The organism is Clostridium sp. YIM B02506, assembly GCF_022324845.1.
GTDB classification, from domain to species: domain Bacteria; phylum Bacillota; class Clostridia; order Clostridiales; family Clostridiaceae; genus Clostridium_T; species Clostridium_T intestinale.
This window is the reverse complement of record NZ_JAKGTG010000039.1, coordinates 1-24,058: the sequence shown is the minus strand read 5'-3', so window position 1 is coordinate 24,058 and position 24,058 is coordinate 1. Positions and strand designations below refer to the sequence as shown.

At 31.3% G+C, this 24,058-nt stretch carries 26 protein-coding genes and 1 pseudogene; 25 read left to right on the top strand and 2 right to left on the bottom strand.

Annotated features, from left to right (window positions below; all coding sequences use genetic code 11):
• The first annotated feature begins 16 nt into the window (after nt 1-16).
• From L1S49_RS20630 to L1S49_RS20570, 13 genes and pseudogenes are all read left to right on the top strand, one after another.
• A complete protein-coding gene (locus L1S49_RS20630; RefSeq protein ID WP_238907225.1) occupies nt 17-940 on the top strand; it encodes a phage replisome organizer N-terminal domain-containing protein in 924 nt (307 codons plus the stop codon).
• Nucleotides 915-1,616 carry an ATP-binding protein gene (locus L1S49_RS20625; RefSeq protein ID WP_238907224.1) on the top strand — a complete coding sequence of 234 codons (702 nt, stop codon included), beginning with the start codon at nt 915-917 and terminating at the stop codon, nt 1,614-1,616. Before L1S49_RS20630 ends, L1S49_RS20625 begins: the two co-directional genes overlap by 26 nt.
• A gap of 234 nt (nt 1,617-1,850) precedes the next feature.
• Nucleotides 1,851-2,389 (top strand): annotated as a pseudogene (locus L1S49_RS20620) (CatA-like O-acetyltransferase).
• 57 nt (nt 2,390-2,446) lie between these two features.
• On the top strand, nt 2,447-2,647 hold the full coding sequence (locus L1S49_RS20615; protein WP_238907223.1) for a hypothetical protein: 201 nt from the start codon (nt 2,447-2,449) through the stop codon (nt 2,645-2,647).
• A gap of 293 nt (nt 2,648-2,940) precedes the next feature.
• On the top strand, nt 2,941-3,141 hold the full coding sequence (locus L1S49_RS20610) for a hypothetical protein (protein WP_238907222.1): 201 nt from the start codon (nt 2,941-2,943) through the stop codon (nt 3,139-3,141).
• A 185-nt stretch (nt 3,142-3,326) separates the two neighbouring features.
• Nucleotides 3,327-4,247, top strand: coding sequence for a chloride channel protein (locus L1S49_RS20605; RefSeq protein ID WP_238907221.1), 921 nt, complete (start codon nt 3,327-3,329; stop codon nt 4,245-4,247).
• Nucleotides 4,248-4,315: 68 nt separating this feature from the next.
• Entirely contained in the window at nt 4,316-5,128 is an 813-nt protein-coding gene (locus tag L1S49_RS20600; protein WP_238907220.1) for a hypothetical protein, read from the top strand.
• A gap of 48 nt (nt 5,129-5,176) precedes the next feature.
• On the top strand, nt 5,177-5,566 hold the full coding sequence (locus tag L1S49_RS20595) for a hypothetical protein (protein ID WP_238907219.1): 390 nt from the start codon (nt 5,177-5,179) through the stop codon (nt 5,564-5,566).
• A gap of 142 nt (nt 5,567-5,708) precedes the next feature.
• On the top strand, nt 5,709-6,206 hold the full coding sequence (locus L1S49_RS20590) for a DUF2947 family protein (protein WP_238907218.1): 498 nt from the start codon (nt 5,709-5,711) through the stop codon (nt 6,204-6,206).
• A gap of 68 nt (nt 6,207-6,274) precedes the next feature.
• Nucleotides 6,275-6,640, top strand: a complete 366-nt coding sequence (locus L1S49_RS20585) for a hypothetical protein (RefSeq protein WP_238907217.1) — start codon at nt 6,275-6,277, stop codon at nt 6,638-6,640.
• A 192-nt stretch (nt 6,641-6,832) separates the two neighbouring features.
• Nucleotides 6,833-7,198: a hypothetical protein gene (locus L1S49_RS20580; RefSeq protein ID WP_238907216.1), complete on the top strand. Its 366-nt coding sequence runs from the start codon at nt 6,833-6,835 to the stop codon at nt 7,196-7,198.
• A 66-nt stretch (nt 7,199-7,264) separates the two neighbouring features.
• On the top strand, nt 7,265-7,738 hold the full coding sequence (locus L1S49_RS20575; RefSeq protein ID WP_238907215.1) for a hypothetical protein: 474 nt from the start codon (nt 7,265-7,267) through the stop codon (nt 7,736-7,738).
• 141 nt (nt 7,739-7,879) lie between these two features.
• A complete protein-coding gene (locus L1S49_RS20570; protein ID WP_238907214.1) occupies nt 7,880-8,965 on the top strand; it encodes a serine hydrolase domain-containing protein in 1,086 nt (361 codons plus the stop codon).
• A gap of 154 nt (nt 8,966-9,119) precedes the next feature.
• On the opposite strand, the gene L1S49_RS20565 is transcribed toward L1S49_RS20570, so the two are convergent.
• Complete coding sequence (locus L1S49_RS20565) at nt 9,120-10,331, bottom strand: helix-turn-helix domain-containing protein (protein ID WP_238907213.1); 1,212 nt, start codon at nt 10,329-10,331, stop codon at nt 9,120-9,122.
• Between the two features lie 216 nt (nt 10,332-10,547).
• Between L1S49_RS20565 and L1S49_RS20560 the strand changes: the two genes are divergently transcribed.
• The 8 genes from L1S49_RS20560 (at nt 10,548) to L1S49_RS20525 (ending at nt 19,907) form a co-directional block, all read left to right on the top strand.
• On the top strand, nt 10,548-11,372 hold the full coding sequence (locus L1S49_RS20560) for a hydrolase (protein WP_238907212.1): 825 nt from the start codon (nt 10,548-10,550) through the stop codon (nt 11,370-11,372).
• A 97-nt stretch (nt 11,373-11,469) separates the two neighbouring features.
• Nucleotides 11,470-13,446 carry an FAD-dependent oxidoreductase gene (locus L1S49_RS20555; protein WP_238907211.1) on the top strand — a complete coding sequence of 659 codons (1,977 nt, stop codon included), beginning with the start codon at nt 11,470-11,472 and terminating at the stop codon, nt 13,444-13,446.
• 92 nt (nt 13,447-13,538) lie between these two features.
• The gene (locus L1S49_RS20550) at nt 13,539-14,489 is read left to right on the top strand and encodes a flavodoxin family protein (RefSeq protein WP_238907210.1); all 951 of its coding nucleotides are present in this window, start codon (nt 13,539-13,541) and stop codon (nt 14,487-14,489) included.
• A gap of 262 nt (nt 14,490-14,751) precedes the next feature.
• Nucleotides 14,752-15,387 carry an N-acetyltransferase gene (locus L1S49_RS20545; RefSeq protein WP_238907209.1) on the top strand — a complete coding sequence of 212 codons (636 nt, stop codon included), beginning with the start codon at nt 14,752-14,754 and terminating at the stop codon, nt 15,385-15,387.
• Between the two features lie 41 nt (nt 15,388-15,428).
• Nucleotides 15,429-15,806, top strand: coding sequence for a VOC family protein (locus tag L1S49_RS20540; RefSeq protein WP_238907208.1), 378 nt, complete (start codon nt 15,429-15,431; stop codon nt 15,804-15,806).
• Nucleotides 15,807-15,945: 139 nt separating this feature from the next.
• On the top strand, nt 15,946-16,530 hold the full coding sequence (locus tag L1S49_RS20535; protein WP_238907207.1) for a TetR/AcrR family transcriptional regulator: 585 nt from the start codon (nt 15,946-15,948) through the stop codon (nt 16,528-16,530).
• Nucleotides 16,531-16,749: 219 nt separating this feature from the next.
• Complete coding sequence (locus tag L1S49_RS20530; protein ID WP_238907206.1) at nt 16,750-18,687, top strand: FAD-dependent oxidoreductase; 1,938 nt, start codon at nt 16,750-16,752, stop codon at nt 18,685-18,687.
• Between the two features lie 212 nt (nt 18,688-18,899).
• Complete coding sequence (locus L1S49_RS20525; RefSeq protein WP_238907205.1) at nt 18,900-19,907, top strand: aldo/keto reductase; 1,008 nt, start codon at nt 18,900-18,902, stop codon at nt 19,905-19,907.
• Nucleotides 19,908-20,117: 210 nt separating this feature from the next.
• Here the strand turns inward: L1S49_RS20525 and L1S49_RS20520 are convergent, their stop codons facing one another.
• A complete protein-coding gene (locus L1S49_RS20520; protein ID WP_238907204.1) occupies nt 20,118-20,552 on the bottom strand; it encodes a MerR family transcriptional regulator in 435 nt (144 codons plus the stop codon).
• A gap of 150 nt (nt 20,553-20,702) precedes the next feature.
• Between L1S49_RS20520 and L1S49_RS20515 the strand changes: the two genes are divergently transcribed.
• The 4 genes from L1S49_RS20515 (at nt 20,703) to L1S49_RS20500 (ending at nt 23,969) form a co-directional block, all read left to right on the top strand.
• Nucleotides 20,703-21,548, top strand: a complete 846-nt coding sequence (locus L1S49_RS20515; RefSeq protein WP_238907203.1) for an aldo/keto reductase — start codon at nt 20,703-20,705, stop codon at nt 21,546-21,548.
• A gap of 70 nt (nt 21,549-21,618) precedes the next feature.
• Complete coding sequence (locus L1S49_RS20510) at nt 21,619-22,200, top strand: histidine phosphatase family protein (RefSeq protein ID WP_238907202.1); 582 nt, start codon at nt 21,619-21,621, stop codon at nt 22,198-22,200.
• Nucleotides 22,201-22,459: 259 nt separating this feature from the next.
• Nucleotides 22,460-23,218, top strand: coding sequence for a carboxymuconolactone decarboxylase family protein (locus L1S49_RS20505; RefSeq protein WP_238907201.1), 759 nt, complete (start codon nt 22,460-22,462; stop codon nt 23,216-23,218).
• A 34-nt stretch (nt 23,219-23,252) separates the two neighbouring features.
• Nucleotides 23,253-23,969 carry an SDR family oxidoreductase gene (locus tag L1S49_RS20500; RefSeq protein WP_238907200.1) on the top strand — a complete coding sequence of 239 codons (717 nt, stop codon included), beginning with the start codon at nt 23,253-23,255 and terminating at the stop codon, nt 23,967-23,969.
• Nucleotides 23,970-24,058: the final 89 nt, after the last annotated feature.

The window sequence follows — 24,058 nt, the reverse complement described above, 5'->3', positions numbered from 1 at the left end:
TTAAAGGGAGGCTATTATGGCTGATAATAAGAAATATTACTATCTGAAACTAAAGGATAACTTTTTTGATGCTGAAGAAATAAAAATATTAGAAAGTTTACCAAATGGCATATATTATTCTAATCTATTAATCAAGCTGTATTTAAAATCATTAAAATATGATGGGGCATTAAAATTCAATGATTTTATACCCTATGATGAAAATATGATAGCTACAATAACTAACTTAAATATTGATACTGTTAAAAGCGGACTTAACATATTAAACTCTATGAAGCTTATAGAGCGCCTAGATGATGGTACTATGTACATGATGAATATACAAAGTTTTATAGGAAAATCTAGTAGCGAAGCTGATAGAAAGAGACTTTATAGAGAAAGAATAGAAGAGGAAAAGACTTTAATAGGTCAAGGTAAAAGGGAAAATATTGGACAAATGTCACAAAAAAGTCCTAAAGATGTCTCAGAAACCAATGGGACATTTTTGGACAAACATTCACCAGAGAGAGAGATAGAGAATAGAGATAAAGAGTTAGAGTTTAAAGAGAGAGATAGAGAAAAAGAAAGTTACAATAATCATAATGAAGATATAGAAAGTCTCTCTCAAGGTCTATTAAGTTACTTTAGTGGTATAACAGGGGATACAGAAGAAATATCACTAACAGGAGTTAAGGTATCTATAGCTAAGTATGGAGTTGAACATGTAAAGATGGCTATGCACACTGCATTAGAGAGAAATAAACCTACTATGAAATATATAAATGGGATACTTAGAAATTGGGAGAAAGAGGGGTATCCAGTTAAAGGGGAGGAGGATTTAAATGGAAGCATTAACGAGAATAATGAAACAGGTGCAGGAGAGAAGTACAACCTTAAAAAGCAATGGGGAAGAACACTCACTGAAAGAGAAAGAAATGAAATATGTGAAGAAATCTTATAAATGTGAAAAGTGTCGTGATACTGGTTGGATATTAGTGCCTCAAAGCAATAGTGCACCTATAGCAATTAGCTGCAAATGCAGAGAACTAGATAAGATAAAAAATGATTGGAAGAGATCAGGAATAAAGATAGAACAAAATAAGCTAACATTTTCAAATTTCTCTGTTTGGAATGAAAGCTCAAGAAAGGCTAGAGATATAGCGCTAGCATATTATAAAGACTTTAATTCTATAAGAACCTTTAGGAAAAACAGTATCCTCTTTTGTGGACAAGTTGGTGGAGGAAAAACACATCTATCAATTGCTTTAGCCTTAAACTTTTTAAAGAAAGGTATAAAGGTTGTGTATATGCCATATAGGGATAGCATTATGAAAATTAAGCAAAATATAATGGATGATGAATACTATCAGAAGATAATTTCTAAATATCAGCTAGCAGAAGTGCTCCTTATAGATGATCTTTTCAAAGGAAAGATTAGTGAATCTGATATAAGCATAATCTTTGAGATTCTTAATTATAGATATCTAAATAATCTCCCTATGATAATTAGTACAGAATGTGTATTAGACAAGCTTCTTAACATTGATGAAGCAATAGGTTCCAGAATATATGAGATGTGTAAGGGGTATATTATGGAGATTCAGAAGGAGAGCGGTAATAATTATAGGCTGAGGTAGGGTGATAGTGAGTAGGAGCTTAAGCAGGAGGAATCCTTCTTTTGTATGGGTGATTTTGATTAGGGATTTGGAATTATAGCTAAGAAGTAAGTTGTTTAATCATTGAATGATAATATATCGTAAGTTATGCTATAATTACTTCATATTAGTTCGCTTACACAAGGAGGTCTAAATGCCTAGAACACGGAAAATAGCCTTCTAAAATAGAATAAAAAATTTTAGGAGGTATAAATTATGAAATTTAATTTAATAGATATTGAGAATTGGAGTAGAAAGACATACTTTGAGCACTATCTAAATAATGTTAGATGTACTTTCGCACCTGTTTTAATGAGAATAATGATTTAGGATGTTGGGATGAGCTAAATCCATGCTATACTATTTTTCATAAGGAAAATGAGACATTCTCAAATATTTGGACAGAGTATAATGAAAAATTTTCATTGTTTTATAAGAGCTATCTTTATGATATAAAGAAATACGGTGATATTAAGGAGTTTAATCCAAAGTTGAATGATTATAATAATGTATTCCCAATATCAAGCATTCCTTGGGTAAGCTTCACAGGATTTAACTTAAATGTGTATAATGATGGAACATATTTAACACCTATTTTTACAATAGGAAAGTATTTCAAACAAGATGAAAAAATATTTATTCCTATAGCAATACAAGCGCATCATGCTGTTTGTGATGGCTATCATGTGAGTCGATTTATTAATGAGATGCAGGAATTAGCTATAAGTTTTGAAGAATGGTTAGAAATTAAATAAATATGATATAATTGATTAATATTTGCGAAAAAAGTGTAAATATGAGGAGGATTTAATATGGCAATTGTTACTTTTCTCATTATTGGCTGGATTCTTAGTTGGTTTAAATTCGAGGGAATAATTATTCAAACATTCAAGGAGTTGTTTAATAAGGATATAACAAAGGCGACCTACTATTTTATATTTTTTTGTTTGGGTACTTTTGGTGAAATAGTTTTACTATTTCAAGGTGCTTATTATGAATATTTCTTACGTTAGGTAAGATTACAACTTAAATTTATGCTATTTTACAGATTTCTATATTATCCAATTGAATAAATAAGATAAACAAAAATGAGATACTTTATTATTCAGAAATGAATGTATGGTATCTCTTTTTATTCTACAACAAAGTAATAATATCATGTGTTTTGGATTATTGAGAAATAGATACTCCTCCAAAAATCGAGCAAAACTATACTGTATACATATGGTACAATAAATTTATAGATATATAATATTACGAATTTAAATAGGAGATGAGTTTATGGGAATATACGAAATAGATTCTCATGCGTTTTACAATAGAATCAAGTGGATTAGCCTGTCATGGAAAAAACTTAAGGATGCCTTGGGAAGAGTTAAGAGATATCCAAGCTATTGATAGAGAGGAATATAACTGGTTTCTATCAATGGGATACATACCATCTGGTGTACTACCTAACATCTATGGAGAAAAATATCATGGAATTCTATTAGTAAAAACTTTATAACTTAAATATTGATAGTTCTTGGGATAAAAGAATAAGTTTGAAAATGCCGTAGTATTCAATGAATATACGGCATTTTCTATTATAAAATAAATAGCCTTCTGAAGATTTAGTATTACAGAATATATTAAAGATGATATGATTAAGCTATGATTATTATTTATATGATATTTCTGGAGGAGACTTAAATGACAATTTTTAGATTCAAAAAATTTGCTTCTCAAAAGGATTGGAAAATTAGAAAAAACATTGCGTATGGACAAGAAAATGGATATATATTTACAGCTATAGCTGAACAAGGAGCTAAGTTGTTTATTTGCCCATTACCTTCCATTAGCGAAGAAAATAAGAAAAAGGTAATTGATTATTTAAAAGATAACAAAAGTATACTTAAAGTTAATGAGTTTTTATTTGAAGATAGTGTATTACTTATAAAGTTTAAAGAAATTTTTAGAAGTACAAAAATTGAAACCATGAATAATTTAATATCAGAGTTAACTAACTATCTCAATTCTATTAATGTAAAAGGAAGTGGAAGCTGTATATTTTGTGGTGAAGATAATGCTTATGAAACTATATATATTGAAAATATAATGTATCACGTACATGGTGAATGTTATTATCATCATATTAATGATCTAGAAGAGGATATAAAAGAATATGAGGAATCGAATAAAAATTACTTTAGAGGCTTTATTGGAACTTTAATAGCTGGGGTCATAATTTCTATGATATGGAGTTTAACACAAGTATATATAATTGAAAATTTTGCAGGACTTTTCTCTATATTATTGAGTTTTGGATTGTTGAAAGCCTACTATATGTTTAAGGGAAAGTTAGGAAAAGGAACTATATGGATTATAGCTATAGGTACCCTTATATCAGTAATAATATCACAAGTTATGGTAATTGAAATTGAAATGCTTCAGCATGGCTCTACGCTTAAACCAAGTAATTTTGAAATATTATTTGGTATTACCCAATTAGCAGTGTATTTTAAGAGAAATGTTTTAGTTTGTTTAGGGATATCATTTGTCGGTTTTTTATTTGTATTTTTTTCTTTAAAGGGAGGAGTGAGAGGTCTTCTACCTAAAATAGAAAAAGAGTAGGAGGTTTTTATGGAGAAAAGGTCAATTATACCTACTAATAAGCATGATTTTGAAAGGGAGAAAGGAATATGAGGGAGACTGTCTGGATTAATATACCACTAGAATTTAAAGGTTTACTTGATACATGGAGAGAATATTATGCTTATGATACAGAAGATTCGGAATTAGGAAGATTAGTTTCTTATAGAATAGATACTAATATAAGCGAATATGCGAATTTAATAAGTTTTTTAGAAAAGAATGATATTTATTATTATATATTTAGAAGATGGTATAGATTCACAAAAAAAGAGAAAGATGAATCTGAGATTTTATCATTTTGGACTGATGATGATGCACAGGACTCATATACATCGAAACCTAAAGAATATATCTGTGATAAATGCGGTAAGAAGGTTCCTCTAGTAGAAAGAGGCAGACTTTATGTAGATTTAAAAAAGATAAAGAAATATGATATAATGTCCACTTATAATGGAGATGAAGAGACAATAGTTTCTGAAAAAGTAAAACAATTGTTTATAGAAGAGAATATTTTAGGAGTAGAATTTGAACCTTTATATCAGATAAATACAGAAAATAAAATAATTGATGGCTTTTATCATTTAATATTAAAAGAGGGAATTGGTGAAGTAGTGGAACCATCAATTATAGAAAAAAAGGATTTATGCCCACAATGTGGATTATATGATGAATACATTTGTAAAACAACATTGAGTTTTAAAAGAAGTACGTGGGAAGGTTTAGATATTTGTTATACAAAAGATTGGTTTAGTGCTCCTCCGAAGTTTAAGCATTTAATTATATCTAATAAACTGTATAAAGTATTGATGGATAGTAAGATAAGAAATGTATATTTTCAACCTGCATACTTTATTGATTAATTAAATATATCATTTTTCAATTAAACTAGAAAGGAGAGATTCTAAATTATGAGTTTTTGCTATAAGTGTAATAAGGAGATTGATGAAGTAGATAAATTTATAGCATTTTATGGGGCGATATTATGTAATGAATGTTCAAAAGGAGTAGAACCTTGTAGCTCTATGTTTAGACTGCTACTGGACATTCCTAAAGATTTATCAGAGGTATATTATTATTTTCACAAAGCAGATTTAACAATTAAATCACAAATAATCTCGGTTGAACATAGTAGGGAAGATATTTATATTCAATTTACAGCTGGTAGTATAGTAATTTCAGATACATCAACAATAAGAAAGGTAAAGAAACCAAGTGGTAACACAAATTTGTTTGAATTTTGTTATATGATAAAAAATCCTAATAATGAAGTAATCGGATATATAGGAAAACAAATATAGTTAGTTAAAGTTTGAAGATAGTGAAAAACTTGAGTTTGTAAAAAGACTTTTGAGAAATCATAGGGTGAAGAATGTTTATGAGTTTCGAGAAGATGGGATACTATGTAGGCTTATTGAATAACAAGATTTTAAGGAGTATTATATGGAAATCAACCTTAATGATAAGTATATGAATATGGATGAGTATCGTCAAAATTGGTATTTTTACGACGAAGAAATTAGAGTTCCAAGTGAAGATATAAAGGAAATAAAACCTCTACTAACAAGATATAGTGAGATCCTATGGGAAGAATACATTAGTAAATGTAATCATCATTTTATGCTTCTTGATAGTAAAGATAAAATATTAATGTTAAGAAAGCAGGATTACAATTGGCAAGAGGACTGGAATAGTAGCATATATAATAACTTTAGGGATTACCTAAGTAAAGCTTTACCTTATAATCATGAAGATACAATTATAGTATTTTGGTCTAAGGGGTCAGCTGTAGAAACAACCTGGAGCATATTTATAAAACACTGGGCTAACTTCTTATTTGATGATGAAGGGGTAGTACTAATTAATACAACCAATGAAATAGTATTAGTATTCTGTTCGGATGGTGTTTTACTAAAGGGAAATAGGGTTTTAGAATTATGATACTAATTGAGTAATATTAATATATATTGTGCAAATTTAAAAATCAGAAAATAAATGGGGTGTTTATTTTGGATAGAGTATTTATAAAAGAAACTATTAAAGATTGGATTTTAAGAATAAATGATGAGGAGGTATTACCAGAGAATATAGAAGCTTTAAATTTTGGTATATTCGAACCTTACGGAATTGAACTTATTGGATCGTCAACTTATGATGCAGAAGATGATGATTGGGCATGTGAAGAAGATTTTGTCCCTGAAGAAAGGGTATGTAATGAATTAAATATATCACATGAATATGAATGGGAGACTGTATTAAACGAGATTCAACTAATTTTAAAAGAATTAATTGATGAATTAAAAGATTTACCACTTTTGAATGTGGATAATATAACAACTGGCTTTTCTGATGGGGATCTAGTTGTTTTAAAATAATTGAATTTGATAAAAATGATAGTATTTTAAGAAGTATAGAAATTAAGATATTTAAATTATCATAAGGGGGGAGCGGCAATAGAAAAATATAACTTAGATAAATTTTTATGGACAACTGGTGATTTTGAAAAAAAGTTTTGGCATGATTGTAAGATTCATGCAATTGCATTTGATGAGTTTAATTATAAGCTGATGCTTGATTTAGATTATATATTTAAATGGGTTGGTCCAGAAGAGGATGGATATTATGGATTTTGGATTTCACCAGTTACACTAATTTTTGAAAATGTATATGATTTAGATATTAGTTTAGGTTACACATTAGGAACTATTATAGAGAGTTTAGAAAGAGATAATCCAAGTAAACCTAAGAACAGTGATTATATTAATAAAGATGTTGAGTGGGAGTGGACAATTGAAACTAGAAATGGTGTAATTAGTTTCAAATCAGTTGGCTATATTCAATATGTTAGAAAAGCACCTGTATATCAAAAGTCTCAAGAGATTTCTTTTAAAGATCGTGGAGGATATTCATTTTCAGTTGAGGAATCTGAGTAATATAATTATCAAATTTATTGTAATATAAATACCTTGAATTTAAATATTTCTTTGGGGGAACGGTTTATGAAAAAGAAAACTAGAGACTTAAAAAAGCATTATAGGGAAGTTGAAAGCACTCTACGTAATTTTGATATTGACCTCTCTAAAGAGTCTTGGTACAGTATGTGGCACACTCATTTAGATTGGAGTGGGGTAACTTCTTTAAGTAGTAAACACAGAAAAATTCATTTTTTATATTATCTTAAGATTTTTAAAAAGATAGAACTACAAACCAAAGATACTAAGAGAGACTTTCAAACATGGATATATATAGATGGACATGATGGCGCTTATGATGCTATTTATTTTCACACAGAAAATCCCCACGGTAATTTCCCTTATTACTTAGATAATATTAAATGGAATATAGAAATTCCATCAATGCTTTTAGATGTGGTAGATTTGTCAGAATTAAATGTTGGAGTAATAAAAAATGAGAAAGAAAATTCGAGTTCTTATATAATTCAGAAAAAAGCCTTAGGGATAAATATGATATAAATATAGACTTTATTGAAAAGTAGTAGGATTTTATAAATCTTACTACTTTTCTTTATTTGAAGTTATTGAAAATTGAACAATGCTGCTTTGGCAAAATATGGTATAATTTACTTGCAATTGTAAATAAAGAAGGAGAATAACATGAGAAATTTTATGGAGAAAATATGTGATTACTATGGAGCAGAAAGAAATTTCAGTGGAGTATGTATGCTTAAAATTAAAGGAGAAACAGTATTTGAAAAAGCATATGGCTTTGCAAACAGAGCATTTAAAATAGAAAATAAAGTTGATACAAGCTTTGATACAGCATCAGTAACTAAAATTTTTACGGCAGTAGCTATACTGAAACTTGTTGAACAAGGGAATTTGAATTTAGATGATAAAATAGTAAATATAATTGATTTAGAGGGAACAAAGATACCTAATGATGTTACTGTTGAGCAATTATTAAATCATACATCTGGTATTGCGGATGATGCTGACGAGGAAGCTGGGGAAGACTATGCAGATTTATTTATTCATAGTCCTAATTATGCAATAAGAGAATGTAAAGATTTCTTGAAAAACTTTGCATATAAAGAACCAAACTTTAAAGCAGGCAGCAATGTTAGATATTGCAATTGTTCTTTTATACTTCTTGGGCTTGCAATTGAAAAAATAACAGGAATGAAATATCAAGATTATGTAGCTAAAAATATATTTAAAAAAGCGGGTATGAGTGGATCAGGATTTTTCTCGATGGATGAGATTAATGAGAATACTGCAGAAGGATACATAAATATTACAGATACAGAGGAGAAGATAATTGGTTATAAAAAGAATATTTACTCCTATCCTCCAACAGGAACAGCAGATGGGGGTGCATATACTACTGCAGAAGATTTGAATAGATTTTTAGTGGCTGTTAAAAATGGTATACTTCTTAGCAAGGAATACTCAGATATATTAATGCATGCTCACTGTGATTTTTGTGAGTCAAAAGAAGGTTATGAAATACTAGGATTACATAAAAGAAATGGATATGCATTTGAATTCTTTATGATAAACGATGAAAAAGAACCCTTTTGCATATATAAAGATGGTTGCAATTATGGTGTGTCAGCAATGTTTTCTTACTACCCAGAAAAAGATATAAGTCTTGTAATTTTATCTAATCAGGAATGCAATGTCTGGGCTATGAGAAAAGAGATTCAGTTAGAGTTATATAAAAAGTATTATATAAAGTAAATCTCAGCGTAAATAAATGAGATTTTTACAAAACTCTCCATTGAAGTGCAGTATTTTTAAATACTTAAAAATAAGATGATTAAGGAATGCCTAGTAATGTTGTAAGAACTAAGCATTCCTTTTAATTAATCAATTTAATTATTGTATAACATTATTAGAGTAAATCCAAAATTCTCAAAGAGACCTCATAAGCGAAAAGTTTGTTACTTTGGTTCAAATCCACATTCAGCAGTTCAGAAATTTTATTCATTCTATAAAAATAAGTACTTTTATGGATATTTAAGAAAACTGATACTTTATGAACATTACGATCATTCTTTAAATAAGCCAGTAATGTAGAAAGATATTCTGTATTATTTAAATGATCGTATTCTTTTAAATATTTAATATCTGGATGAATTAAGGAATCTAACTGTTTTGGAGAAGATTTTTGCATTGCTAATGATTGTATGCAATGTTCTTCAAAGTATATAATTGATTCACTAGGTTTTTTTGAGTGAATATCTAATATTTGTTTTGCCTGCTCATAATACAAATGAGTCTGTAAAATATCCGAATATTCATAGCTTACCCCTACTCTCATTTGATTTAAAGTAAGAAAATTCAATAAACGTTCTTTTTCACCTGGCATAAAAATCAGCTTATCTCTTCTAGATACTAAAAGTACAAGATTCCCTTTATAATAAGAAGCCATACTATTGGATAGTATCGAAACCAACTGTTCCATTATAAGATTTTTACTGATTTTAGAATAAGGATCAGATTCTTCTGAAAACACAAACATTCTATAGTAAGGGAAAGGATCCCTCCCAAGTAAACGATATCTTTTGATTGCAGACTCTAAATCAGTAAAATCACCGTTTATCAGTTCTGTCATAAAATATTCGTATTTAAATCCTGTTTTATTTGTAAATACTTCTGCCTTTTGCATTTCTAATGAAATAATTTGACTAAGTAGTTCTACAAATCTGTAATCATTTTCATTGAATTTACGACTACTTTCTATTACACAAAGATATCCTACTACAGATCTTTTAATCCACACACTGCAAAACATAAACTTTTTATTCAATTCCGCTCTTTCAGATATAAAAGCGTGATGCTCTTTAAACAACTTGTCTACAATTTTCTTATTATACAAAGTCATAACTCCATCTGTAGTTAGGAACCATCTGCTGTTTCGGAACTCAAAATCTATTTTGTTGTTATGGTCTGACGAGCTTTCTAATATGGAAAAACTGGTATCACAAAGTACGATAGGATTTTGAAGGTATAAGGATGCTACTTGAAGCAATTCACTAAATCCAGTTCCATCTACCAACGCATTAAATAATTTAGAGCTATATTCATCTGCAAAAATATCCATAGGTATCACCTTCTATCATCATTTGAATTTTAGTTCAAAATTATCATTTTTATACTGATTAAGTTTGGATTTGAGTCTAACGAATTTTAATTTTATCTTTGTTATAATTATATCAAGTTCAGTTGGGTAAGTAAATCGTTGAAGTATTGATAATACTTTATTTCTCTTGAAAAGATTTTCTTATTAAATATATAAAGGTTATTTAGGAGGAGTGGAATGAAGATGAAAGAATTGAGAACAGAATTAACTACAGCAGAGAAGCAGAAAAGTTATGCAAAATACTTTGATCAGCCTATAGCAAAACCAAATGAAGAATTAATGGAAATTCTAAGAAAAGGACCAATGGATACTAGTGAGGCTTTAATGCCTGAAAATGTAAACGAATTACTTAAAGATGGGTATGGACCTGGAGAGACTGGATACTGTGTTCTTCCAAATGGAGCAGGTTATGTTGCTGTAAATAATAAGTTTCCTGGGGTTACTTTGGAGATGATTAAGTGGTGGTTTGCATGGCACGGACTTGAAGACCTAAGGTATATGTTATGGTTTAGAAAAGGTCATTATGGTATATCTGTGAGTGAAGAAGATAGAGCAAAGATAATAGACCCTAATACTACAATGCTGGAAAAATTTCAAGATTGTACTCATCATGTAATTGAAGATGCAGGTAATGGACCGGAAGATATTGAAATATCATTTTTGAAGACAGAAGACTTAGGCTTTGATATGGATACGTTTAACTCAAAATCTTTAGTTGTTGTAGCAGGTAACGGAATTTCTCAAGCTCGTGCAGGCGGACCAAAAGCACCTGCCATTATGATTCATCTTTTCAGGGAAGTACCTGGTGGCATAGAATCTCGTTCTCGATTCTGGATGGGATATCATATGATTGATAAAAGGCCAGTTAAACTTCTTCCAGATGAAATACAAATTCCAATTCAAGCACCTATGGGACTTGCTTTTCACAGTGTAGAAGAGTATAGCAACTTAGCTGCAATTCTACCAAGTCTATATAAAGAAATGGAAGGAAAGATAGAATAAATTCAGTAATACTTTAGAAGGCTTCAAGTCGCTAAGTTTTTTAATGATTACTGATTAATAATATAATCTAAATTTTATTGAAAAAGGAGAAAATACAATGGGAAACTTTCCAAAATTATTCGAACCATTAAAGGTTAATAAATTCACATACCGTAACAGAATTGTTAGTGCACCTATGGCTTTAGCATTCGTTGTTCAAGAAGAAAAAGCTAGAGAAAAGTCTTACAGAAAAATTGAAGTCATAGCGAAAGGTGGAAATGGAGCTGTAATCGTAGGAGAATGTAATATTAATTTTAAGGATGCAAACCGTATTCCATTTCGTCCAGTAGATTTTTCACTACGTTCAGGAGAAGATTTCGAACTTATAAAAGAATATCCAAGAAGAATTAAAAAGCATGGTGCTGTTTCTTTAGTGGAGCTTGTACATCCAGGAACAGAAAAAATCCCCTTTGGTCCAGGAGAAGAAACAATAGGACCGAATGATGAAGTAATGCCAAACGGTATCAAAGTAAGAGCTATGGATGCCTCTGATATGAAGCGTATTGCAAATGACTTTGCAAATGCAGCAAGCTACATGAAGGATGCTGGCTTTGATGGAGTACTAATTCATGGTGGACACGGTTTTTTATTCACTCAATTCCTTTCACCTTTACTAAACCGTAGAACAGATGAATATGGTGGACCTTTTGAAAATAGAGTAAGATTACCAATTGAAATATTAAAAGCTATCCGTGAAGCAGTAGGACCTGACTTTATTATTGAGCTTCGTTTAAGTGGTAGTGACCATAAAGCAGGAGGCATAACACCAGAAGAGTCTGGAGAATTCTGCCACATGTTAGAAGGTATAGTTGATGCTATACACGTATCTAGTGGAATTTACTATGAGCCAATACTTACTCAAAATGTAAGCTCAATGTTTATGGAGCATGGGTGCAATGCAGAGATTTCAGCTACTATTAAGAAGTACACAAATATTCCAGTAGGAGTAGTAGGGGGAATAAACTCTCCAGAACTTGCTGAAGAAATCGTGGCTACAGGTAAGGCTGACTACGTAATCATGGCAAGACAGATGTTAGCAGATCCAGAGTTTGCAAACAAAGCAAAAGATGGTAAAGAAGATCAAATTCGTCGTTGTCTTCGTTGCTACAAGTGCTTCCCTGGTTCTCCAGAAGGTGGTTACGATGATATCCCTTACACTAGCAAGGATCTTGCTCAAATAGTAGGTCAATGTACAATAAATCCAAGAGCTGGTATTCATTTTGATCCTGATGCAGTCGAACCTGCTAAAACTTCAAAAGAAGTTATGGTTGTTGGTGGTGGGGCAGCTGGTATGCAGGCTGCAATAGATTTATATGATAGAGGGCATAAAGTTACCTTAGTTGAAAAGTCAAATAAATTAGGTGGATTGCTTTATTTTACAGATGTAGATATTGATAAACCAGATTTAAAAGCATTTAAAGACCTGCTAGTAAGAGAAGTAAATCTTAGAAAAATACAAGTAGAACTAAATACAGAAGTTACACCAGAGTATATTAAAACATTAAAACCAGAAGTTATTATTCTTGCAACTGGTTCTTTGCCTGTAACTCCACCTATCCTAGGAATTGAAAAGGCTTCACAAGCAATGGCTGTTTACGACAAAAGTATTACTCTAGGAAAAAATATTATCATGATTGGAGGAGGCTTAGTAGGTTGTGAAACTGGTTTATTCCTTGCAAAAACTGGTCATAATGTAACGATTGTTGAAATGCTCCCACGCCTTGCTAATGATTCTTTCGGGATGTATAGAGAAGCGCTAATACGTGAAATGGAAAAGTGTAATATGGTTACTTATACAAAAACAAAATGTTTAGAAATCTTAGACAAGAGCGTGCGCATTGAGGTAGAAGGAGAAGGAGAAAAACAATTATCAGCAGATACTGTTTTATATGCACTTGGTATGAAATCAGTAAGTACAACTCATCTTAAAGAAGCTGCTGGTGATATTCCGGTTTATGAAATAGGAGACTGTATAACACCAGGTAAAGTAGATTCAGCTGTGAAAACTGCATATTTTACAGCAATAGAAATATAGAGTTATATTGTAAGAATTCAGAATATTTAATTAGGTAATTTACGAAAAATAAGCTTTTATGAGAAAGTAATTTTATAAAGAGGAGTGTTATTATGACTTTTAAAGTAATGGGAATTACAGCTGGGAGAAAAGATTCTAATTCTGAAATTTTATTAAAAGAATCACTTCTAGCTTGTCAAGAACAAGGCGCAGAAGTAACAATGATTAACATTAGAGACTACAATATTTTAGATTGTACAGGCTGTACAGCATGTACACATGCTATGTCCCAAGGCAAATATTTTGGTTGTACACTAGATAATAAAGATGACAAAAAAGCAATTATGGATGTTATGTTAAACCAAGATGCAATCATCCTTTCAGCACCAACCTATGATTTAATGCCAACTGCAACATTTCTAAAATTTATGCATAGAAATTTAAGTTACGAATCTGCATTTTTAGAATCAATTGGTGTAATTGAACATAGGGATAAAGTTGGTGCATTGATTGCTGTAGGTGGTTCTACTCGTTCATGGCAGTCTATGGCATTAGAATGCATGCAAGCAACTTGTTTTACAAATGATTTTAAAGTTGTTGATATGTTTTTAGCTACACGTGTACCAGCGCCAAAACAATGTTTATTGCATGATGATATGATAAAACGTGCCTATGAAATAGGTGAGAATGTTATGATGTCATTAAATACACCAGTGGCTGAAAGAAAGTGGTTGGGAGATGAAAATATGGGCTGGTGTCCAAACTGTCACTCTAACGCTTTAATTTTAGGTGAAGTCCAATGGGATGGATTACATTTTCCAATTGAGTGTCAAGTATGTGGAGCCGGTGGGGATTTAGAAAAAACGGAAGACGGTAAATGGAAATTTGTTATTGCTGAAAATGGATTAAGTCGTGACCGTACTGATACTAAGGGCAGAGGATTCCATGTAGAGGAAATCATTCATACACAAGGTGGTTTTTATACAGAAGAAAATCTTGCAATTGTCAAAGAAAAGTTTGTTAAATATAAGGATTTAAATTTTTCAACAATTAAAATAGATTGATATTTTGTATCAAAATAGATATTAAAATTAAAAATTAACTTTGTTTATTAGTAGTAAGATTTTATGAATCTTACTACTTTTCTTTATTTGAAGATATTAAGAAATAAGTGGCTCTTTGAAAATTGAACAATGTTAGTTTTGGGAAATATGATATAATTTACTTGTAATTGTAAATTTAACGTGAAATGTTTGGACTATGAGAAAAGAGATTCAGTTAGAACTATATAAAAAGTGGTATTAGATATATTATGGGAGGGTTAAAATGATTAAGATTAGGAATGAAGAAAAAACAGATTATGAGAAAGTTGAAGAAATCACAAGAAAAGCCTTTTGGAACTTATATGTCCCTGGGTGTGGTGAACATTATTTAGTTCACGTTATGAGATCCCACAAAGATTTTATTCCAGAGTTAGACTTCGTCATTGAAGTTGATAATGAAATAATCGGGAATGTTATGTATACAAAAACAAGGCTAGTTGATGAGTCTGGGCAAGAAAAAGATATCCTTACTTTCGGTCCGGTTTGCATTGTACCAGAATATCAGAGAAAGGGATATGGGAAAAAGTTATTAGAGTATTCCTTTGAAAAGGCTATAGCACTTGGTTATGATGTGATCGTAATATTCGGAAACCCTGGCAATTATGTAAGTCGTGGATTTAAGAGCTGTAAAAAGAACAATGTGTGTCTTGAGAATGGGACATATCCGTCGCCAATGATGGTTAAAGAACTAAAACCAGGTGTTTTAGATGGTAGAAAGTATGTTTATTATGAGAGTCCTGTATTTGAGATAGATGAAAAAGATGTAGTAAGTTTTGATGAAGGTTTAGAAAAGTGGGAGAAAAAATACCAAGAGAGTCAAGAAGAGTTTTATATACACAGTCATTCTATTATACAGTAATTTAACTCTAATGGGATAAGAATAAAATAGGAGGAGTAGTTATGAAAAGATCAATGATGCAAGCATATGTTACAAGAAGCGATGAGGCTGTGGCTCTTTATCAAAAGGCTTTTGATGCAGTTCTAATCAGTAGTTATCTAAATGAAGATGGAACATTTTTTCATTCAGAGCTAGATATTGAAGGGGAAATTTTAGCCGTGGCAGAACGAAATTCAGATATTGGTAAAGAAACGGTTACTGGCAATGTAATGCAGTTTTGTTTACATTATGGAGAAGGTAATGAAGATAAGGTAAGGAAAGCTTATGAAGTGTTAAAAACTGATGCTACAATCTTGATGCCCCTTGCACCATGTGAATTCAGTTCACTTATGGCAGATTTCATTGATAAGTATGGTATTAGATGGTGCCTGTTTGTGTAACATGACTTTTTTAGGTAAAGAATAAAATGAGTACAAATCCAAATCATGCTGAACAGGGCTACTACAAACCTGTTTAAATAAATATAGATATAGTTTATAATAAAGCTTAGTAGAATTGTAGATGGGAGCTTATTTTGAAATGAGAGAATTGAAAAGTGTTGAAGAGAAAATTTTAGATAGAGCATTATATTTAATAGGAAAAAACAAGACAATGGATGTGCCTGTTCGTGCGATTGCAAAAGAAGCAAATGTAAATGTAAGTGCTATAAATTATTATTTTAGAAGCAAAGAGGAAATGTTAAAGCAAGTAAGACAATTTTATTTAACTAATACCGAATCAGTAGTAGTAATATTAAATAATGAAGAATATGCAAATGAAGAAAAGTTAATGTTAGCTGCTAATGAAATAATGGAGTATATGTTAAGATTTCCAGGAGTAACTGTAATCTTGAGAGAGGCTTTAAAAAACAATAAAAATGATGAAATTTCAACACTTATAGTAAATGAAAATAATAATATGTATAAGAAAATAGAAAGATTATTAGAGGAAATAACTATAAATAATAAAATGCCACTGCAACATAAAATGGCAATATTTATGGCATCTATTACACACATAATTGAAAATAATGATATTATGGAATTTAATAGCGGTGCTATAGACACGAAAGAAGATAGAATAGGATTTATACAAAATTTAATCAAGATTTTAAAGACTGCTTAAAGATGTAGTCTTTTTATTTTGAAATAATTATCTGAATATTACGAAATTAAAACAAAACGTATTAAACATATTGATTTAAATTGTTAAACAATCTATAATATTTTTATAGATTATATTTAAAAACAGTACTGTAAACAATTAAATTAAGATTTAGAAAATTTTTTTTGAAAAAATAATGTTAAAAAAATAACTAAAGTACAAAACTAGGAGGAGAATTAAATGGCTTATAATAAACTATTTAGTGAAATAAAAATTAAGGGGTTAGAGTTAAAAAATAGAATTGTATTTCCAGCCATGGGAACAAAGATGGCAACAGAGGATAAGTTTGTAACACAGCAAGTTATTGATTATCATGTAGCAAGAGTAGTAGGTGGATGTGGTCTTAATTTTACAGAGGTTTGTTCAGTATACGCTCCTGCATCACCAAAGAAATTTTTATCCATAGCTGAAGATAAATATATAGACGGATTAAAAAAATTAACAGATGCAATTCACGAAGCTGGTGGTAAGGCAGGAGTTCAGCTTTGGCTTGGTGGACTAGCTGTTGCAAGCGATCCAGAGGCAATGGTTATTATTCCAAGTGATATTCCAGTACCAGGTACTGAATATACTATGAAGGGTGCAAGTATTGAAACTATAAAAGAATCAATAAAAGCTTTCGGTGAAGCAGCAAGACGTGCAGTTGAAGCAGGATTTGATACAATAGAATATCATGCTGGACATAATTATGTTCCTCACTCATTTTTAACACCTTTCTTTAACAGAAGAGAGGATGAGTATGGCGGTTCTCTTGAGAATCGTGCAAGATTTTCAATTGAAGCTATAAAAGCAATTAGAGAAAATATACCAGAGGATATGCCTTTATTTATGCGTATAGTTGCCCATGACGATTATTTAGAAGGTGGACTTACTATAGAAGACACTATTGAGTTTTGTAAAATGGCAAAAGAAGCTGGAGTTGATGTAGTAGATGTATCTCGTGGTAATTTCTCAAGTGCTGCAATAAAATTTGAAGTTCCTCCAGTTGACTTGGAAAGAGGATTTAACGTAGAAAATGCTGCTAGAATAAGAAAAGAAACAGGTCTTGTAACTGTTGCAGTAGGAAGAATAAACGATCCAGTTCTTGCAGAAGAAATATTAGAAGATGATAAAGCTGATATGGTAGTAATGGGGCGTGCACAACTTGCAGACCCAGAATTCTGTAATAAAGCTAAGGACGGTAAGGAAGATACTATTGTTAAGTGTGTAGGTTGTAATCAAGGTTGCTATGATGGTTTTGTATCAACTGAAATGCCATTTATAACTTGTCTTAGAAATCCTGCTTTGGGAAGAGAAGGGGAGTATTCTTTGGTTAAAACAGATTCACCTAAAAAAGTTCTAATTGCTGGTGCTGGAATTGGGGGACTTGAAGCAGGTATTATATTAAAGAGAAGAGGACACAATCCTATAATTTGTGAAGCTTCTAGCTCTTTTGGAGGTCAATTCGCATTAGCTGGAGAGGCTCCTAGAAAAGAAGAAATGAAAGAGGCGGCTCTATCTAGAGGTAAGCAGGCAATAAATGAAGGTGTAGAAATAAGATTAAATGCGCCTGTTACAGTAGAGTTAATTGAAGAAATTAAACCTGATGAGGTTATTATAGCTATAGGTTCTGCACCTATGAGTTTAAATGTCCCAGGAGCTAACCTTTCACATGTGACTAATTCTCATGATGTACTTGCTGGTAGATCAAATGCTTCTGGTAAAGTTGTAGTAATAGGGGGAGGATTAGTTGGACTTGAAGTTGCAGAATATCTAAATGGAAAAGCTGAAAGTATTACTGTTGTAGAAATGCTTGATCAAGTTGCTAAAGATCTAGGTCAATTACGTAATATTTGTGTAATGGAAAGTCTATATACTGAAGGGGTAAAGACAATAACTAGTGCAAAATGTGTTGAAATAGAAGAAAAATCAGTTGTTATCGAGAAGGATGGAAAACTTGAAAAACTACCATGTGATTCAGTTATAGTTGCAATAGGTGCAAGATCAAGAAACTTTGATGATATAAGCAAATATTGTGAAGACAAAAACATTCCATTCCATGCAGTTGGTGATGCAGTTCGTGCACGTAGAGCACTTAATGCTGTAGCTGAAGCAAGTGAAGTGGCTAGAGTAATTTAATATTAATAAATCTTAATTTATGTAAAAAGGTTTAGCGTGAAGCTAAACCTTTTTTTCAAAATATGAAAATCTATTGACTTGGAGTTAACTCAAAGGAATATGATTAGCTTAGAAATATAAGTAAAGACTAGAAGGAGTGAAGTGGGAATACCATAGACTCATTAGATAGTTTTGAGTTCATTAAAATTTGAATACTTAAGGAGGAGCTAATAATGAAAAAAAGTATATTAGGATCAGGGAAAAGTACGCTTGAGGTTTCTACTATTGGGTTAGGATGTATGGGAATGACACATGGATTTGGTGGGGTATCAGATGAAGCGGAAATGATAAAAGTTATTCGTGGAGCTGTAGAAAGTGGAATTACAATGTTTGATACAGCAGAATGCTATCAGAATGAGGATGGAACTATTTTTAATGAAACATTGGTCGGAAAGGCATTGAAGTCTTATAGAGATCAGGTTGTTATTGCAACAAAATGTGGAATTAAAGTTGTTGATGGAAAACAGGTTTTAGATGCTAGACCAGAAGTAATTAGAGATTCATTAGAAGGATCATTAAAAAGATTGCAGACAGACTATGTGGATTTATATTACTTACACAGAGTTGATCCCAATACTCCAATTGAAGTGGTAGCACAGACAATGAAGGAGTTAATGGAGGAAGGCAAGATTAAACATTGGGGACTTTCAGAGGCTGGAATTGAAACTATTAAAAAAGCACACGCTATTTGCCCTTTAACAGTTGTAGAAAGTGAATACTCTATGCTTTGGAGAGAGCCTGAAAAAGAATTATTACCTTTATTAGAGGAATTAGGGATTGGATTTGTACCCTTTGCACCTTTAGGAAAAGGTTTTTTAACAGCCACTATAGATACTAATCAAACCTTTGCAAAAAATGATACAAGAAGTAAACAACCACGTTTTAAAAAAGAAAACATGGAAGCTAATCAAGTATTAGTGGATTTAGTTAAAAGGATTGCAGCTGAAAAAGATGTAACACCAGCACAGGTTGCATTAGCATGGGTAATAGCTCAAAAACCATTTATTGTGCCAATCCCAGGAAGCAGAAAACTAAGCAGAATCGAAGAAAACATTGGAGCCTTAAATATAGAATTAACTACAGAAGAATTAACAAGAATAAGGGAGGCTTTAAATAATTTAGAGCTAAAGGCAGATCGTTGGGATCCAAACTCAGCTAATGCAAAGAGAGTTGGTAAATAACTATAGGATCATCATAAAATAGATATAAATAAAGTAAATCCTCTGTGTTGTTATATTTATTAGTATAACGGTGCAGAGAATTTTTATATTATTAAATTAATCAATCTCAATAAGCTTTTCAATATATGAAAATAAGTCTGCTGGCTGCTCTTTGCATGATATTTTATAATAATTTAGAGATATAGATATTTAAGAAACTAAATGCTCAACTTAAGGTGTAGAAGTTTCCTCTGATGATTCTGAATCAGAAAGACTCCATTCTCCAGGGTTACTTGTATCAGGTATACGGTGATTCATGATGTCCTGATACCAGGTTACTTTATGCTGAATATATCGATATCGTTCATTCATTTCTCTTAACTGTTCCTCTAACTGTTTCTTTTGATTTAAAATAATTTCATACCTTGTTTCTATAGTGGATTCTCCTTGTAAACACAAGTTTACATAGTCCTTCACTGCGTGTAAGGACATACCAGATCCCCTAAGATTTCTTATTCCGACAAGCCAATTTTTAGAGCGCTCATCAAAAAGCCTCTTACCACTCTTATCACGTTGTAAAGAAGGAACTAAGCCTAGATCTGTATAATATCTTACTGTATGTTCTGACATATTAATAAGTTTTGATATCTCTTTTACTGTATACATTTTTACCTCCTCAAAAAAACACTTGACTTAGAGTTACTCTAATAGAATAAAATTATTTTAACACAGAAAAGGTAATTATGTAAGTATAGCTGTGATTCATAACTAATAAAGAACAAGATAAAATTGGTGTAGATGAGAGGAGAAATAAATATGGAATTTGTAGAATTAAACAATGGTTTAAAAATGCCAATTTTGGGATATGGAGTATTCCAAATTGCAGATCAAAAAGAATGTGAAAGATGTGTACTAGATGCAATAGAGGTAGGATATCGTCTAATTGATACTGCTCAAGCTTATGGAAATGAAGAAGCAGTTGGAAAAGCAGTAAAAAAATGCGGTGTTCCAAGAGAAGAATTATTTATAACTACGAAAGTGTGGATAGCTAATGCTGGATATGAAAAGGCAAAAGCCTCAATTGAGGAATCTCTTAGAAAGATGCAATTAGATTACTTAGATTTAGTATTGATTCATCAACCCTTTAATGATTATTATGGAACATATCGTGCAATGGAAGATCTATATGAAGAAGGAAAAATCAGAGCAATAGGAGTAAGTAATTTTTATCCTGACAGATTAATTGACATCACTAAATTCAATAAAATAGCTCCAGCAGTAAATCAAGTTGAAACACATGTGTTTAATCAACAAGTAAAACCACAAGAAATTATGAAGAAATATGGAGTACAGATTCAAGCTTGGGCACCATTTGCAGAAGGGAAAAATAACTTATTTGCTAATGAAACATTAAAAGAAGTTGGAGATAAATATAATAAGTCAGTTGCACAAGTTGCTTTAAGATATCTTGTTCAAAGAGGGGTATCAGTACTACCTAAATCAGTTAGTAAGGAAAGAATGATACAAAACATTGATGTATTTGATTTTGAGTTAACATTAGAGGATATGGATGCTATAGCAGCTTTAGATAAAGCAGAAAGTCTATTTTTCTCACACTATGATCCGCAAACTGTTGAATACTTAACAAGTTTAGTAAGATAGAACTAAGGGTTATATGTAATTTATAGAAAATATAGAAATAAAAATTATACAACAAAGTATGGGGGAGAATATGAAGAAAACATTATATCTAATGAGACATGGGCAAACTTTATTTAATCTTAGAAGAAAGGTTCAAGGATGGTGTGATTCACCATTAACTGAATTAGGCATGAACCAAGCGAAAATTGCAGGACAATATTTTAAAGATAACAATATTACATTTGATCATGCTTATTCATCTACATCAGAAAGGGCTTGTGATACTTTAGAACAGGTTGCTGATATACCTTATGTAAGAGTAAGAGGATTAAAGGAGTGGAATTTTGGAAGGTTTGAAGGAGAGAGCGAAGACTTGAATCCAAAGCTTCCTTATGGAGACTTTTTTGTTCAATTCGGTGGAGAAGGTGAAATGGAATTGAGAGATAGAGTTTCAGCTGCACTACTGGAAATTATGAATAAAGAAGATCATCAAATAGTATTAGCTGTTTCTCATGGGGCTTCATGCAGAAGTTTTATGAGAAAATGGGCGCATACTAGTGATGTTGATCAAAAAGAAAGACTTGGAAACTGTTGCATATTAAAATTTGAATATGAAAATAATGAATTTAGGCTTGTAGAAATTATTAATCATGATTTTGATAAGCTTATTTAAGAATTTATAAATCAAATAGAAATTTGACTTGGAGTTACTAAGTAATTGCCCAATAAATTTTAAATAAAATTAATAGAAGTACCTCAAAAAAATTTTTGAAGTACTTCTATTTTTTAAGTGATGAAACTTCACTACTTTTTATCTAAAACATAAAAAAATACTTGACTTGGAGTTAACTCAAAGGAATATGATTGACCTATTAAAAGATGAAAAAATTGCTAGGACACCATAGTCGCCTATGTATGGAGGGAGTAAATTTATGAAAATTACTGATTTCGCAAAAGAGTATCATGAGAAAATGTTTCCAGGGTATGAATCTAAGTTTTTAGAAACAGATCCAGAGTTTATAGAAAGATTTGATAATTTTGCATTTGATGAGGTGATAAATAGTGATGATTTAGATGGACGTACACGTATGATAGCTATTGTTGCTACACTTGTTGGAGCTCAATGTTTAAATGAATATAAAGCCATGATGAAAGCTTCAATGAATTTTGGTGTTACTCCAGTTGAAATTAAAGAAATTGTTTATCAGGCAGTAGCTTATCTAGGAATAGGAAGGGTATTTGACTTTTTACATGCTACAAATGATGTATTAACTGAATGTGGTATTCCATTACCCTTAGGAGGTCAATCAACTACAACAATAGAAAACAGATTAGAAAAAGGAATTCAGGCACAAATAGATATCTTTGGCCCTCAAATGGAGGAGTTTTATAAATCTGGGCCAGAAGAATCACGTCATATAAATAATTGGTTAGCAGATAATTGTTTTGGAGATTATTACACACGTACAGGACTTGATTATAAAATGAGAGAAATGATTACATTTTGCTTCTTATCAGCGCAAGGAGGCTGTGAACCACAACTTACCAGTCACGCAGCAGCCAATATGAGAATTGGGAATGATAAACAATTTTTGATTAATATTATATCTCAATGTATTCCGTATATAGGATATCCAAGAAGTTTAAATCCACTTCGTTGTGTAAATGAGGCAGCAAAATTTGAAAAGTAAATTGACACTAGAGTAAAAATAAGGAGGAATTATAATGAAAGAAGTTATACTTTGGACCGGTGCTGGGCAAATTGGCATGTCGATAGCAAGAAGAATCGGCTTTGGTAAGAAAATTGTTGTTGGTGACAAGAAACTAGAAAATGCCAAGGTTATTGCTAAAGTTATGAATAAAGCTGGATTTGATGTGGTACCTGTGGAAACAGACATTTCTTCCAGAGAATCTATTTTGAATTTAATTACAGAAGGTCAGAAATATGGAGAAATAACTGCGCTTATCAATTCAGCAGGTGTTTCACCTAGCCAGGCGCCTATTGAAGTGATTTTGAAGGTGGATTTATACGGAACGGCAGTACTATTGGAGGAAGTCGGTAAAGTAATAGCTCCAGGAGGTGTTGGGGTGACAATTTCAAGCCAGTCAGGACACAGAATGCCTCAATTGGGAATTGAAATTGATGAACAATTGGCAACCACACCAACTGAAGAACTTCTAAGCTTAGAAATTCTTCAGCCAAAAAATATTAAGGATACATTGCACGCTTATCAAATAGCGAAACGATGTAATGAGAAGCGAGTAATGTTTGAATCTATACGCTGGGGTGAAAAAAATGCTCGTATAAACTCTATTTCTCCAGGGATTATAGTAACCCCATTAGCTATTGATGAATTCAATGGTCCAAGAGGAGATTTTTATAAAAATATGTTTGCTAAGTGTCCTGCCAGACGTCCGGGCAATGTCGTCAACTTAGCATAGTATAAATAATAAAATTACGCATAAATAAAAAAAATTAAGCTATTTACATTAAAAAATGGTATAATTAATAGACCTACTGGAAAAGTAGA